This window comes from Enterobacter sp. PL_is514, from assembly GCF_055816715.1.
In genome coordinates this window covers 14,203-29,139 of sequence record NZ_JBVPGN010000020.1, presented here as the reverse complement: position 1 = coordinate 29,139, position 14,937 = coordinate 14,203, and the positions used below count along the sequence as shown (strand labels likewise).

Below are 14,937 nucleotides of genomic sequence, written 5' to 3'. Positions count from 1 at the left end.
CCGTACAACTGACGTGACCGGTACCATCGAACTGCCAGAAGGCGTTGAGATGGTAATGCCAGGCGACAACATCAAGATGGTTGTGACTCTGATCCACCCAATCGCGATGGACGACGGTCTGCGTTTCGCAATCCGTGAAGGTGGCCGTACCGTTGGCGCGGGCGTGGTTGCTAAAGTTCTCGGCTAATCGCTGATAACATTTGACGCAATGCGCATGAAAAGGGCATCATTTGATGCCCTTTTTGCACGCTTTCACATCAGAACCTGGCTCATCAGTGATTATTTTTGTCATAATCATTGCTGAGACAGGCTCTGCAGAGAGCGTATAATCCCTAAAGGGATTATTTCGATTTGGCTCGCCTCGCAATCGCGGGGTGAAATTATTTGTAGAATTCTTCTGACAGGTTGGTTTATGAGTGCGAATACCGAAGCTCAAGGGAGCGGGCGCGGCCTGGAAGCGATGAAGTGGGTCGCTGTTGCCGTGCTGCTGATTGTGGCAATCGTTGGCAACTATCTTTATCGTGACATGATGCTGCCGCTCCGCGCGCTGGCAGTGGTGATTCTGATTGCTGCAGCGGGCGGTGTCGCGCTGTTGACGACTAAAGGTAAAGCAACCGTTGCTTTTGCACGTGAAGCGCGTACCGAAGTCCGTAAGGTCATTTGGCCGACTCGCCAGGAAACATTGCACACCACGCTGATCGTAGCGGCGGTTACCGCTGTAATGTCACTGATCCTGTGGGGACTGGATGGTATTCTGGTTCGCCTGGTTTCCTTTATTACTGGCCTGAGGTTCTAAGATGTCTGAAGCCCCTAAAAAGCGTTGGTACGTCGTTCAGGCGTTTTCCGGTTTTGAAGGCCGCGTAGCAACGTCGCTGCGTGAGCATATCAAATTACACAACATGGAAGAGTTATTTGGCGAAGTTATGGTTCCGACCGAAGAAGTGGTTGAGATCCGTGGCGGCCAACGTCGCAAAAGCGAGCGTAAATTCTTCCCGGGTTACGTGCTGGTTCAGATGGTGATGAACGACGCGAGCTGGCACCTGGTGCGCAGCGTACCGCGCGTGATGGGCTTTATCGGCGGCACGTCTGACCGTCCGGCGCCAATCAGCGACAAAGAAGTTGATGCGATTATGAACCGCCTGCAGCAGGTGGGTGATAAGCCGCGTCCTAAAACGCTGTTTGAACCGGGTGAAATGGTCCGTGTTAGCGACGGTCCGTTTGCTGACTTTAATGGCGTCGTTGAAGAAGTGGACTACGAGAAGTCCCGCCTGAAAGTTTCTGTTTCTATCTTCGGTCGCGCGACCCCGGTAGAGCTGGACTTTGCGCAGGTCGAAAAAGCCTAAGCAGCGATCAAAAAAGCGGCGATTTAATCGTTGCACAGGGCGCGAGATTGGAATACAATTTCGCGCCTTTTGTTTTTATGGGCCCCGGCCCGTAAAACGAATTTTATTCACGGGGAGCCTCCCTGAGGCGCTATCACCCAATCAGAGGATTTTAGAATGGCTAAGAAAGTACAAGCCTACGTCAAGCTGCAGGTTGCAGCTGGTATGGCGAACCCAAGTCCACCAGTTGGTCCAGCTCTGGGTCAGCAGGGTGTGAACATCATGGAATTCTGTAAAGCGTTCAACGCCAAAACCGAATCCCTGGAAAAAGGTCTGCCAATCCCAGTCGTAATCACTGTTTACGCTGACCGTTCTTTCACTTTCGTTACCAAAACCCCTCCAGCAGCAGTTCTGCTGAAGAAAGCGGCTGGTATCAAGTCTGGTTCCGGTAAACCGAACAAAGACAAAGTGGGTAAAATTTCCCGCGCTCAGCTGCAGGAAATCGCGCAGACCAAAGCTGCCGACATGACTGGTGCCGACATTGAAGCGATGACTCGCTCAATCGAAGGTACTGCACGTTCCATGGGCCTGGTAGTGGAGGACTAAGAAATGGCTAAACTGACCAAGCGCATGTCCGTGATCCGTGACAAAGTTGATGCGACCAAACAGTACGACATCAACGAAGCTATCGCTCTGCTGAAAGAACTGGCAACTGCTAAGTTCGTTGAAAGCGTTGACGTTGCCGTTAACCTCGGCATCGACGCGCGTAAATCCGATCAGAACGTTCGTGGCGCAACTGTACTGCCACACGGTACTGGCCGTTCCGTACGTGTAGCTGTATTTGCTCAGGGTGCAAACGCTGAAGCTGCTAAAGCTGCTGGCGCTGAACTGGTAGGTATGGAAGATCTGGCTGATCAGATCAAGAAAGGCGAAATGAACTTTGACGTTGTTATTGCTTCTCCAGATGCAATGCGCGTTGTTGGCCAGCTCGGCCAGGTTCTGGGTCCACGCGGCCTGATGCCAAACCCGAAAGTTGGTACTGTAACTCCTAACGTTGCTGAAGCGGTTAAGAACGCTAAAGCAGGTCAGGTTCGTTATCGTAACGACAAAAACGGCATCATCCACACCACCATCGGTAAAGTGGACTTTGACGCTGACAAACTGAAAGAAAACCTGGAAGCTCTGCTGGTTGCGCTGAAAAAAGCAAAACCAACTCAGGCAAAAGGCGTGTACATCAAGAAAGTTAGCATCTCCACCACCATGGGTGCAGGTGTTGCAGTTGACCAGGCTGGCCTGAGCGCTGCTGCAAACTAATGCCTTTACGTGGGCGGTGATTTTGTCTACAATCTTACCCCCACGTTTGCTAACGAAAGTTAGCGGCTAAAAGATTTGTTCGTTGGAGCCTGGCCTAATCCAGGCCTCCGTCGAAGACCGCAGGTGTTTCGCAAGAGACTTAATCCCCTGCGTAGACGGTGACAGAACGCTAAGATTATTTTTGGATACTCTGGCTTGTTTCTGCTCACCGTATTAAGACGCTCTTTCCGTTGGGAAGAGTGAAGTGAGTTCCGGAACATGAGTTCCGGCAAACATCCAGGAGCAAAGCTAATGGCTTTAAATCTTCAAGACAAACAAGCGATTGTTGCTGAAGTCAGCGAAGTAGCCAAAGGCGCGCTGTCTGCAGTAGTTGCGGATTCCCGTGGCGTTACTGTAGACAAAATGACTGAACTGCGTAAAGCAGGTCGTGAAGCTGGCGTATACATGCGTGTTGTTCGTAACACCCTGCTGCGTCGCGTAGTTGAAGGTACTCAGTTCGAGTGCCTGAAAGACACGTTTGTTGGTCCGACCCTGATTGCATACTCTATGGAACACCCGGGCGCTGCTGCTCGTCTGTTCAAAGAGTTCGCGAAAGCGAATGCAAAATTTGAGGTCAAAGCTGCAGCCTTTGAAGGTGAGTTGATCACGGCATCGAACATCGATCGCCTGGCAACCCTGCCGACCTACGAAGAAGCAATTGCACGCCTGATGGCAACCATGAAAGAAGCTTCGGCTGGCAAACTGGTTCGCACTCTGGCTGCTGTTCGCGATGCGAAAGAAGCTGCTTAATCGCAGTTATCTTTATAAAGCATTTGCTTACGTATAAACTTATTCTGATTTTCAGGAACAATTTAAATGTCTATCACTAAAGATCAAATCATTGAAGCAGTAGCAGCTATGTCCGTAATGGACGTTGTAGAGCTGGTTTCTGCAATGGAAGAAAAATTCGGTGTTTCTGCTACTGCTGCTGTAGCTGTAGCTGCGGGCCCGGCTGAAGCTGCTGAAGAAAAAACTGAATTCGACGTAATTCTGAAAGCTGCTGGCGCTAACAAAGTTGCTGTTATCAAAGCAGTACGTGGCGCAACTGGCCTGGGTCTGAAAGAAGCTAAAGACCTGGTAGAATCTGCTCCAGCTGCGCTGAAAGAAGGCGTGAGCAAAGACGACGCAGAAGCACTGAAAAAATCTCTGGAAGAAGCTGGCGCTGAAGTTGAAGTTAAATAAGCCAACTTTTCTGGTTGCAGCCTAAGTCATTAGGCTGATGGCTGGTGACTTTTTAGTCACCAGCCTTTTTGCGCTGTAAGGCATCAGTAGCATTTCACACTGTTTGACTGCTGATTGTCCTGACAATGCATGTTTCTATCGACGACTTAATATATTGCGACAGGGTGCTCGCTCTGTGTAAATCGCGACGAAATGATTTAAGCGTGATAGCAACAGGTATTGCGGAAAGTATTCAATTTTCCGGTCCACAAAATGGTGTTGCACAAACTGTCCCTTCGTCGGACAGATGGGTCGACTTGTCAGCGAGCTGAGGAACCCTATGGTTTACTCCTATACCGAGAAAAAACGTATTCGTAAGGATTTTGGTAAACGTCCACAAGTTCTGGACATTCCATATCTCCTTTCTATCCAGCTTGACTCGTTCCAGAAGTTTATCGAGCAAGATCCTGAAGGGCAGTACGGTCTGGAAGCAGCCTTCCGCTCCGTGTTCCCGATTCAGAGCTACAGCGGTAACTCCGAGCTGCAGTACGTCAGCTACCGCCTTGGCGAACCGGTGTTTGACGTTCAGGAATGTCAGATCCGTGGCGTGACCTATTCCGCACCGCTGCGCGTAAAACTGCGTCTGGTGATCTACGAGCGCGAAGCGCCGGAAGGCACCGTAAAAGACATTAAAGAACAAGAAGTCTACATGGGTGAAATTCCACTCATGACTGACAACGGTACTTTCGTTATCAACGGTACTGAGCGTGTTATCGTTTCCCAGCTGCATCGTAGCCCGGGCGTCTTCTTCGACAGCGATAAAGGTAAAACACACTCTTCCGGTAAAGTACTGTATAACGCACGCATCATCCCTTACCGTGGTTCATGGCTGGACTTCGAGTTCGATCCTAAAGACAACCTGTTTGTCCGTATCGACCGTCGTCGTAAACTGCCTGCAACCATCATTCTGCGTGCACTGAACTATACCACTGAGCAGATCCTGGACCTGTTCTTTGAGAAAGTGATCTTTGAAATCCGCGACAACAAGCTGCAGATGGAGCTGGTGCCGGAACGTCTGCGTGGTGAGACCGCGTCGTTCGACATCGAAGCCGACGGCAAAGTGTATGTGGAAAAAGGTCGCCGTATCACCGCGCGCCACATCCGCCAGCTGGAAAAAGATGATATCAAACTCATCGAAGTTCCGGTTGAGTACATTGCAGGAAAAGTAGCCGCGAAAGATTACGTTGACGAGTCAACGGGTGAGCTGATCTGCCCGGCGAACATGGAGCTGAGCCTGGATCTGCTGGCTAAGCTGAGCCAGTCTGGCCACAAACGTATCGAAACGCTGTTCACCAACGATCTGGATCACGGTGCGTATATCTCTGAGACTATTCGCGTCGACCCAACCACCGATCGTCTGAGTGCGCTGGTAGAAATCTACCGCATGATGCGTCCTGGTGAGCCACCAACTCGCGAAGCGGCGGAAAGCCTGTTCGAGAACCTGTTCTTCTCCGAAGACCGCTACGATCTGTCCGCGGTTGGTCGTATGAAGTTCAACCGTTCTCTGCTGCGTGATGAGATCGAAGGTTCCGGTATCCTGAGCAAAGACGACATCATCGAAGTGATGAAGAAGCTCATCGATATCCGTAACGGTAAAGGCGAAGTGGATGATATCGACCACCTCGGCAACCGTCGTATCCGTTCCGTAGGCGAAATGGCGGAAAACCAGTTCCGCGTTGGCCTGGTACGTGTAGAGCGTGCGGTGAAAGAGCGTCTGTCTCTGGGCGATCTGGATACCCTGATGCCTCAGGATATGATCAACGCCAAGCCGATTTCTGCAGCAGTGAAAGAGTTCTTCGGTTCAAGCCAGCTGTCTCAGTTCATGGACCAGAACAACCCGCTGTCTGAGATTACGCACAAACGTCGTATCTCTGCACTCGGCCCAGGCGGTCTGACCCGTGAGCGCGCAGGCTTTGAAGTTCGAGACGTACACCCGACTCACTACGGTCGCGTATGTCCAATCGAAACGCCTGAAGGTCCAAACATCGGTCTGATCAACTCCCTGTCCGTGTACGCACAGACGAACGAATACGGTTTCCTTGAGACCCCGTATCGTAAAGTGACCGACGGTGTTGTAACCGACGAAATTCATTACCTGTCTGCTATCGAAGAAGGCAACTACGTTATCGCTCAGGCGAACTCCAACCTGGATGACGAAGGCCACTTTGTAGAAGATCTGGTTACCTGCCGTAGCAAAGGCGAATCCAGCTTGTTCAGCCGCGACCAGGTTGACTACATGGACGTATCCACCCAGCAGGTGGTATCCGTCGGTGCGTCCCTGATCCCGTTCCTGGAACACGATGACGCCAACCGTGCATTGATGGGTGCGAACATGCAACGTCAGGCCGTTCCAACTCTGCGCGCTGATAAGCCGCTGGTTGGTACCGGTATGGAACGTGCTGTTGCCGTTGACTCCGGTGTTACTGCGGTTGCTAAACGTGGCGGTACCGTTCAGTACGTCGACGCATCCCGTATCGTTATCAAAGTTAACGAAGACGAGATGTATCCGGGCGAAGCAGGTATCGACATTTATAACCTGACCAAATACACCCGTTCTAACCAGAACACCTGTATCAACCAGATGCCTTGCGTATCTCTGGGTGAGCCAGTTGAGCGCGGCGACGTGCTGGCAGACGGCCCGTCCACCGACCTCGGTGAACTGGCGCTCGGTCAGAACATGCGCGTAGCGTTCATGCCGTGGAACGGTTACAACTTCGAAGACTCCATCCTCGTCTCCGAGCGTGTGGTTCAGGAAGATCGTTTCACCACCATCCACATTCAGGAACTGGCATGTGTGTCCCGTGACACCAAGCTGGGGCCAGAAGAGATCACCGCTGACATCCCTAACGTGGGTGAAGCTGCGCTCTCCAAACTGGATGAATCCGGTATCGTTTACATCGGTGCGGAAGTGACCGGCGGCGACATTCTGGTTGGTAAGGTTACGCCTAAAGGTGAAACCCAGCTGACGCCAGAAGAGAAACTGCTGCGTGCAATCTTCGGTGAGAAAGCGTCTGACGTTAAAGACTCTTCTCTGCGCGTACCAAACGGTGTTTCCGGTACGGTTATCGACGTTCAGGTCTTCACCCGTGACGGCGTTGAGAAAGATAAGCGTGCGCTGGAAATCGAAGAGATGCAGCTCAAACAGGCGAAGAAAGACCTGTCTGAAGAACTGCAGATCCTCGAAGCGGGTCTGTTCAGCCGTATCTATGCGGTGCTGGTTGCCGGTGGCGTTGAAGCTGAGAAGCTCGACAAACTGCCACGCGATCGCTGGCTGGAACTGGGCCTGACCGACGAAGAGAAACAAAATCAGCTGGAACAGCTGGCTGAGCAGTATGACGAACTGAAACACGAGTTCGAGAAAAAACTCGAAGCGAAACGCCGCAAAATCACTCAGGGCGACGATCTGGCACCAGGCGTGCTGAAGATTGTTAAGGTGTATCTGGCCGTTAAACGTCAGATCCAGCCTGGTGATAAGATGGCAGGTCGTCACGGTAACAAGGGTGTTATCTCTAAGATCAACCCGATCGAAGATATGCCGCACGATGCTAACGGTACGCCGGTAGATATCGTACTGAACCCGCTGGGCGTACCGTCTCGTATGAACATCGGTCAGATCCTGGAAACCCACCTGGGTATGGCTGCGAAAGGTATCGGCGACAAGATTAACGCCATGCTGAAGCAGCAGGAAGAAGTCGCGAAACTGCGCGAATTCATCCAGCGTGCCTACGATCTGGGTACCGACGTGCGTCAGAAAGTCGACCTGAATACCTTCAGCGATGAAGAAGTGCTGCGCCTGGCTGAGAACCTGAAAAAAGGTATGCCAATCGCAACGCCGGTCTTCGACGGTGCGAAAGAAGCTGAAATTAAAGAGCTGCTGCAACTGGGTGGTCTGCCAACGTCTGGTCAGATTACGCTGTTTGACGGCCGTACCGGTGAACAGTTCGAGCGTCCGGTAACCGTAGGTTACATGTACATGCTGAAACTGAACCACCTGGTCGACGACAAGATGCACGCTCGTTCTACCGGTTCTTACAGCCTGGTTACTCAGCAGCCGCTGGGTGGTAAGGCACAGTTCGGTGGTCAGCGCTTCGGGGAGATGGAAGTGTGGGCGCTGGAAGCATACGGCGCGGCATACACCCTGCAGGAAATGCTCACCGTTAAGTCTGATGACGTGAACGGTCGTACCAAGATGTATAAAAACATCGTGGACGGCAACCATCAGATGGAACCGGGCATGCCAGAATCCTTCAACGTACTGTTGAAAGAGATTCGTTCGCTGGGTATCAACATCGAACTGGAAGACGAGTAATTCTCGCTCAAACAGGTCACTGGTGTCGGGTTAACCCCCGGCACCGGATTGTGCTAACTCCGACGGGAGCAAATCCGTGAAAGATTTATTAAAGTTTCTGAAAGCGCAGACTAAAACCGAAGAGTTTGATGCGATCAAAATTGCTCTGGCTTCGCCAGACATGATCCGTTCATGGTCTTTCGGTGAAGTTAAAAAGCCGGAAACCATCAACTACCGTACGTTCAAACCTGAGCGTGACGGCCTTTTCTGTGCGCGTATTTTCGGGCCAGTAAAAGATTACGAGTGCCTGTGCGGTAAGTACAAGCGCCTGAAACACCGTGGTGTGATCTGTGAGAAGTGCGGCGTTGAAGTGACCCAGACTAAAGTGCGTCGTGAGCGCATGGGCCACATCGAGCTGGCGTCTCCGACCGCTCACATCTGGTTCCTGAAATCTCTGCCGTCCCGTATCGGTCTGCTGCTGGATATGCCGCTGCGCGATATCGAACGCGTTCTGTACTTCGAATCTTATGTGGTTATCGAAGGCGGGATGACGAACCTGGAACGTCATCAGATCCTGACTGAAGAGCAGTATCTGGACGCGCTGGAAGAGTTCGGTGACGAATTCGACGCGAAGATGGGTGCGGAAGCTATTCAGGCCCTGCTGAAGAGCATGGATCTGGAGCAAGAGTGCGAGCAGCTGCGTGAAGAGCTGAACGAAACCAACTCCGAAACCAAACGTAAAAAGCTGACCAAGCGTATCAAACTGCTGGAAGCGTTCGTTCAGTCTGGTAACAAACCAGAGTGGATGATCCTGACCGTTCTGCCGGTTCTGCCGCCAGATCTGCGTCCACTGGTTCCGCTGGATGGTGGTCGTTTCGCAACGTCCGATCTGAACGATCTGTATCGTCGCGTTATCAACCGTAACAACCGTCTGAAACGTCTGCTGGATCTGGCTGCGCCGGACATCATCGTACGCAACGAAAAACGTATGCTGCAGGAAGCGGTAGATGCCCTGCTGGATAACGGTCGTCGCGGTCGTGCGATCACCGGTTCTAACAAACGTCCTCTGAAATCTTTGGCCGACATGATCAAAGGTAAACAGGGTCGTTTCCGTCAGAACCTGCTCGGTAAGCGTGTTGACTACTCCGGTCGTTCTGTAATCACCGTAGGTCCATACCTGCGTCTGCATCAGTGCGGTCTGCCGAAGAAAATGGCACTGGAGCTGTTCAAACCATTCATCTACGGCAAGCTGGAACTGCGTGGCCTGGCCACCACCATCAAAGCCGCGAAGAAAATGGTTGAGCGTGAAGAAGCTGTCGTTTGGGATATCCTGGACGAAGTGATCCGCGAACACCCGGTACTGCTGAACCGTGCACCAACCCTGCACCGTTTGGGTATCCAGGCATTTGAGCCAGTCCTGATCGAAGGTAAAGCTATCCAGCTACACCCGCTGGTTTGTGCGGCATATAACGCCGACTTCGATGGTGACCAGATGGCTGTTCACGTACCGCTGACGCTGGAAGCCCAGCTCGAAGCGCGTGCGCTGATGATGTCTACCAACAACATCCTGTCTCCAGCGAACGGTGAGCCAATCATCGTTCCTTCTCAGGACGTTGTATTGGGTCTGTACTACATGACCCGTGACTGTGTTAACGCCAAAGGCGAAGGCATGGTGCTGACTGGCCCGAAAGAAGCTGAGCGTATTTACCGCGCTGGCCTGGCCTCTCTGCATGCGCGCGTTAAAGTGCGTATCACCGAATACGAAAAAGATGAAAACGGCGAATTCGTTGCGAAAACCAGCCTGAAAGACACGACCGTTGGCCGTGCGATTCTGTGGATGATCGTACCGAAAGGTCTGCCTTTCTCCATCGTCAACCAGGCGCTGGGCAAGAAAGCGATCTCCAAAATGCTGAACACCTGTTACCGCATTCTGGGTCTGAAGCCGACCGTTATCTTCGCTGACCAGACAATGTATACCGGCTTTGCTTATGCAGCGCGTTCAGGTGCATCTGTTGGTATCGATGACATGGTCATCCCAGAGAAGAAACACGAGATCATCTCTGAAGCGGAAGCCGAAGTTGCTGAGATCCAGGAGCAGTTCCAGTCTGGTCTGGTTACTGCGGGCGAACGCTATAACAAAGTTATCGATATCTGGGCAGCGGCGAACGATCGTGTATCCAAAGCGATGATGGATAACCTGCAGACCGAAACCGTGATTAACCGTGACGGCGTAGAAGAGCAGCAGGTTTCCTTCAACAGCATCTACATGATGGCCGACTCCGGTGCGCGTGGTTCCGCAGCACAGATTCGTCAGCTGGCAGGTATGCGTGGTCTGATGGCGAAGCCAGATGGCTCCATCATCGAAACGCCAATCACCGCGAACTTCCGTGAAGGTCTGAACGTACTCCAGTACTTCATCTCCACGCACGGTGCTCGTAAAGGTCTGGCGGATACCGCACTGAAAACAGCGAACTCCGGTTATCTGACGCGTCGTCTGGTTGACGTTGCGCAGGATCTGGTTGTGACCGAAGACGATTGTGGCACCCTCGAAGGTATCACCATGACCCCGGTTATCGAGGGTGGTGATGTTAAAGAGCCACTGCGCGATCGCGTTCTGGGTCGTGTGACCGCGGAAGACATTCTGAAGCCGGGTACTGCAGACATTCTGGTTCCACGCAACACGCTGCTGCACGAGCACTGGTGTGACCTGCTGGAAGCGAACTCTGTTGACTCAGTGAAAGTGCGTTCCGTTGTATCCTGTGACACCGACTTTGGTGTATGTGCGCACTGCTACGGTCGTGACCTGGCGCGTGGCCACATCATCAACAAAGGTGAAGCAATCGGCGTTATCGCGGCACAGTCCATCGGTGAGCCGGGTACACAGCTGACGATGCGTACGTTCCACATCGGTGGTGCGGCATCTCGTGCGGCTGCTGAATCCAGCATCCAGGTGAAAAACAAAGGTAGCATCAAGCTCAGCAACGCGAAGTCTGTTGTTAACTCCGCAGGCAAGCTGGTTGTGACCTCTCGTAACACCGAGCTGAAACTGATCGACGAATTCGGTCGTACCAAAGAGAGCTATAAAGTGCCTTACGGTGCGGTTATGGCGAAAGGTGATGGCGAGCAGGTTGCTGGCGGTGAAACCGTTGCAAACTGGGATCCACACACCATGCCGGTTATCACCGAAGTAAGTGGTTTCATCCGCTTTACTGACATGATCGACGGCCAGACCATTACTCGTCAGACCGACGAGCTGACCGGTCTGTCTTCTCTGGTGGTTCTGGATTCTGCTGAACGTACTACCGGTGGTAAAGATCTGCGTCCTGCGCTGAAAATCGTTGATGCTCAGGGTAACGACGTTCTGATCCCTGGTACCGACATGCCTGCGCAGTACTTCCTGCCGGGTAAAGCGATCGTTCAGCTGGAAGATGGCATTCAGATCGGTGCGGGTGATGCTCTGGCGCGTATTCCACAGGAATCCAGCGGTACCAAGGACATCACCGGTGGTCTGCCACGCGTTGCGGACCTGTTCGAAGCACGTCGTCCGAAAGAGCCTGCAATCCTGGCTGAAATCAGCGGTATCATCTCCTTCGGTAAAGAGACCAAAGGGAAACGCCGTCTGGTTATCACTCCAGTAGATGGTAGCGAACCGTACGAAGAGATGATTCCTAAGTGGCGTCAGCTCAACGTGTTCGAAGGTGAACGTGTAGAACGTGGTGACGTGGTTTCCGATGGTCCAGAAGCGCCGCACGACATTCTGCGTCTTCGTGGCGTACACGCGGTAACGCGTTACATCACCAACGAAGTGCAGGACGTTTACCGTCTGCAGGGCGTTAAGATTAACGATAAGCACATCGAAGTTATCGTTCGTCAGATGCTGCGTAAAGCAACCATCGAAAACGCAGGCAGCTCCGAGTTCCTGGAAGGCGAGCAGGTTGAATACTCACGCGTCAAGATCGCTAACCGCGAACTGGAAGCGAACGGCAAAATCGGTGCGACCTTCTCGCGCGATCTGCTGGGTATCACCAAAGCGTCTCTGGCAACCGAGTCCTTCATCTCTGCAGCATCGTTCCAGGAAACGACTCGTGTCCTGACCGAAGCCGCTGTTGCTGGTAAGCGTGATGAACTGCGCGGTCTGAAAGAGAACGTTATCGTGGGTCGTCTGATCCCGGCGGGTACCGGTTATGCGTACCACCAGGATCGTATGCGTCGTCGTGCTGCGGGCGAACTGCCAGCTGCACCGCAGGTAACTGCTGAAGATGCATCCGCGAGCCTGGCAGAACTGCTGAACGCAGGTCTGGGCGGTTCCGACAACGAGTAATCGTTGAGTCGCTAATAAAAAACCCGCCTCGGCGGGTTTTTTTACATCTGCATGTTTTCAATTCACCAGCGGGATCCGTCGATAAAGCTCAATCATATCGCCCGCCAGATCCTGAATGACCATCGCGTTCATCAGGTGATCCTGAGAGTGAACGGTGATCAGATTAACCGGAAGCTTCCCGGTTCCCTCATCAAGACCGATAAGCTGCGTCTGGATCGTGTGCGCATGCTTCACATATTCACGCGACTCTTCCATCGCTTTTTCTGCTTCGTCAAACTCACCTTTACGCGCCATCTGTAACGCCGTCAGGGCCGCACTGCGCGCCGCGCCTGCGTTGACCAGCAGTTCCATAATCGTGGTTTCTAAGTCTTCCATTATGACTCCAGAAGTTTGAGCGCTTTTTCCAGTACGGCATCACCTTTCATCATGCCGTAATCCATCATGTCGATCACCGCGACCTTTTTACCTAGCGGCTCGGCCTGTGCCTGGAGTTTGGCCTGCTCGTATTTAACCTGTGGCCCCAGCAATACGATGTCGGCCGTCGCGATGTTGTCTTTAAACTCCGCAACCGGAACGGCTTTAATCGTGACTTCAACCCCTTTTTTCTGCGCGGCGTCTTTCATACGTTGAACCAGCATGCTGGTTGACATTCCCGCTGCACAGCATAAAACGATGTTCTTCATAATCAGCCTCGATCTACATGTGTTTATTGATAATTATCCCGTGCAGACCGCTTCAACAACCGGTTTACCGCGATTGTGTGTCAGGCATCACAAAGATACCGGCGATTTTCTGAAACCGGTTACAATTTTGCATTGTCGGGTACCCGGCCTGTGGAAACGGGCAGGGTGAAAGAGGGGGGATTAGCTGATGGACGTTCGGTTGATGCGGTTTTTGCCCTGCTGTTTGGCGCTGTATAGGGCGTTATCAACGCTTCCGATAAAGTGCTCCAGCGGTTCAAAATGCCACTCCCCAAGACCGCCGCTGAACGTAACCCGCAGGTTTTCTTCCCGCCAGACACGTTTTTCAACAGCGGTACGCCATGCTTCCAGTAATGAGAGCGCAGAAGTCATCTGCTCAGCCTGGAAAATTACCGCAAACTCTTCTCCACCATAACGGTAAAGCGAGACGTGATGTGGCTGCATGATCTGGAGCCCTTCGCGGGCCACGTTACGCAGAACGATATCACCGGTCAGGTGGCCCAGCGTGTCGTTAATCGACTTGAAGTTATCGATATCCACCAGCGCCATCGTGAAAGGCTGCTGGGTATTTAGCAGCTCTGCTATATCGCTATCAAACGCGCGGCGGTTTTTACAGCCCGTCAGTGCATCGTGGGTGGCCTGGCGCACATAGGCCATTTCACGCTCTTTATTGGACTGAATCGTGTGGCTCAGCATCGCTTCCAGGCGCGGCGCCTCGCTGACGTCGCCGGTTTTGATGGCATTGATAATATGCATCAGCACGCTACGCGAGGCGTGGCGGAGGTATAAGCCGAAGAGGATGATGATGATGGCCGCCAGCGCAAACCCCCAGCCAACAATCGTCGTTTCGTGGCGGGTAATATCGGTGAGCGTTGCATCCGATACCCGGTAAATGACAAACCAGTCCGGGTTGGTAAACGAGTAGTAGTAATACCAGGCGTTGCTTTTCTTGTCGTAAAGGTGGCCTTCACCGCTGGTCATTTTGTCCATCAGCGCTTCGCTCACGTACTGCTTGAAGAGCGCGCCGGTATCCGGATGCAGCACCACAGCACCGTCACGCTCGACGACGAAAAATTCCCCCTGAACGGGCGCCACCATCTGACGCAGGGTGTAGCCCATTGATGTCAAATCGAGATGAAACGCGAGCGTTCCCTTCAGTCTGCCTTCTGGTGAAATCACTGGCTTATAAAGAGTGACCGTGGGATGCCCCGTAAAGTAATCCATATAAGGACGGGTATAGTGGCTGAAGATGCTGGCTTCCGCCTGAGCGACAAACCACGGCCTCGTCCTGGGATCGAAGGTTTTACTCTTCTCCGTGGGGAGCACTTCCGGTGCGCGGAGGTAATGCCCCTGCGTGTCCGCCAGCGAGATGGAGGAGACGGTCGGCATCAGGTTCTGCAAATGCATCATCATCTGCAGCCCCTGCGTCGGGTTGACGTTGAGCGTCTCGTTTAGCCTGTCGTCGCGCGCAAAGTACATCGCGGAACGCCCCAGGATATAGTCGTTTTCACGCAGGATAGATTCGGTGTAGTTCACCGCCAGGTTGTGCGTGAAATTGCTATTGATCTTATGATAATCCTCAAGAAAATCCTTTCGTTGCGAAAGCGTCACCGCGATCGCGATCACCGCAAAACTGCAGAGGATCCCCGCGAAGCTGAGCATGATTGGCCGGGTAAAAGAGAGCTTTTTGCTGTGAAGTGCCATGAGCTGTACATCGTTCCTGATGGTGAA

12 protein-coding genes are annotated in these 14,937 nt (G+C 52.6%); 9 read left to right on the top strand and 3 right to left on the bottom strand.

The genetic code is table 11. From position 1 onward, the window contains the following. The 9 genes from AC0TNG_RS00475 to rpoC all read left to right on the top strand — a co-directional run. Window positions 1-187, top strand: a 187-nt coding sequence (locus AC0TNG_RS00475; RefSeq protein WP_000308341.1) for an EF-Tu C-terminal domain-related protein, incomplete at its 5' end; no start/stop codon positions are given. A 225-nt stretch (window positions 188-412) separates the two neighbouring features. Further along, window positions 413-796, top strand: coding sequence for a preprotein translocase subunit SecE (gene secE, locus AC0TNG_RS00470; RefSeq protein ID WP_014068449.1), 384 nt, complete (start codon window positions 413-415; stop codon window positions 794-796). A gap of 1 nt (window position 797) precedes the next feature. Continuing rightward, window positions 798-1,343: a transcription termination/antitermination protein NusG gene (gene nusG / locus AC0TNG_RS00465; protein WP_002438628.1), complete on the top strand. Its 546-nt coding sequence runs from the start codon at window positions 798-800 to the stop codon at window positions 1,341-1,343. Between the two features lie 156 nt (window positions 1,344-1,499). After that, entirely contained in the window at window positions 1,500-1,928 is a 429-nt protein-coding gene (gene rplK, locus AC0TNG_RS00460; protein ID WP_008503452.1) for a 50S ribosomal protein L11, read from the top strand. 3 nt (window positions 1,929-1,931) lie between these two features. Continuing rightward, a complete protein-coding gene (rplA, locus tag AC0TNG_RS00455; protein ID WP_006810530.1) occupies window positions 1,932-2,636 on the top strand; it encodes a 50S ribosomal protein L1 in 705 nt (234 codons plus the stop codon). Between the two features lie 291 nt (window positions 2,637-2,927). Next, entirely contained in the window at window positions 2,928-3,425 is a 498-nt protein-coding gene (gene rplJ / locus AC0TNG_RS00450; protein ID WP_005132895.1) for a 50S ribosomal protein L10, read from the top strand. A gap of 66 nt (window positions 3,426-3,491) precedes the next feature. Continuing rightward, window positions 3,492-3,857 (top strand): 50S ribosomal protein L7/L12, encoded by a 366-nt coding sequence (rplL, locus tag AC0TNG_RS00445; protein ID WP_473712419.1) that lies wholly within the window; start codon window positions 3,492-3,494, stop codon window positions 3,855-3,857. A 319-nt stretch (window positions 3,858-4,176) separates the two neighbouring features. Next, entirely contained in the window at window positions 4,177-8,205 is a 4,029-nt protein-coding gene (rpoB, locus tag AC0TNG_RS00440; protein WP_024908260.1) for a DNA-directed RNA polymerase subunit beta, read from the top strand. Between the two features lie 76 nt (window positions 8,206-8,281). After that, complete coding sequence (gene rpoC, locus AC0TNG_RS00435; RefSeq protein ID WP_023309968.1) at window positions 8,282-12,505, top strand: DNA-directed RNA polymerase subunit beta'; 4,224 nt, start codon at window positions 8,282-8,284, stop codon at window positions 12,503-12,505. 57 nt (window positions 12,506-12,562) lie between these two features. On the opposite strand, the gene AC0TNG_RS00430 is transcribed toward rpoC, so the two are convergent. The 3 genes from AC0TNG_RS00430 to AC0TNG_RS00420 form a co-directional block, all read right to left on the bottom strand. Further along, entirely contained in the window at window positions 12,563-12,880 is a 318-nt protein-coding gene (locus AC0TNG_RS00430; protein ID WP_008503455.1) for a PTS lactose/cellobiose transporter subunit IIA, read from the bottom strand. Next, window positions 12,880-13,188: a PTS sugar transporter subunit IIB gene (locus tag AC0TNG_RS00425; RefSeq protein ID WP_023334100.1), complete on the bottom strand. Its 309-nt coding sequence runs from the start codon at window positions 13,186-13,188 to the stop codon at window positions 12,880-12,882. Before AC0TNG_RS00425 ends, AC0TNG_RS00430 begins: the two co-directional genes overlap by 1 nt. A gap of 180 nt (window positions 13,189-13,368) precedes the next feature. Beyond that, window positions 13,369-14,910, bottom strand: a complete 1,542-nt coding sequence (locus AC0TNG_RS00420) for a sensor domain-containing diguanylate cyclase (protein WP_148769240.1) — start codon at window positions 14,908-14,910, stop codon at window positions 13,369-13,371. Window positions 14,911-14,937: the final 27 nt, after the last annotated feature.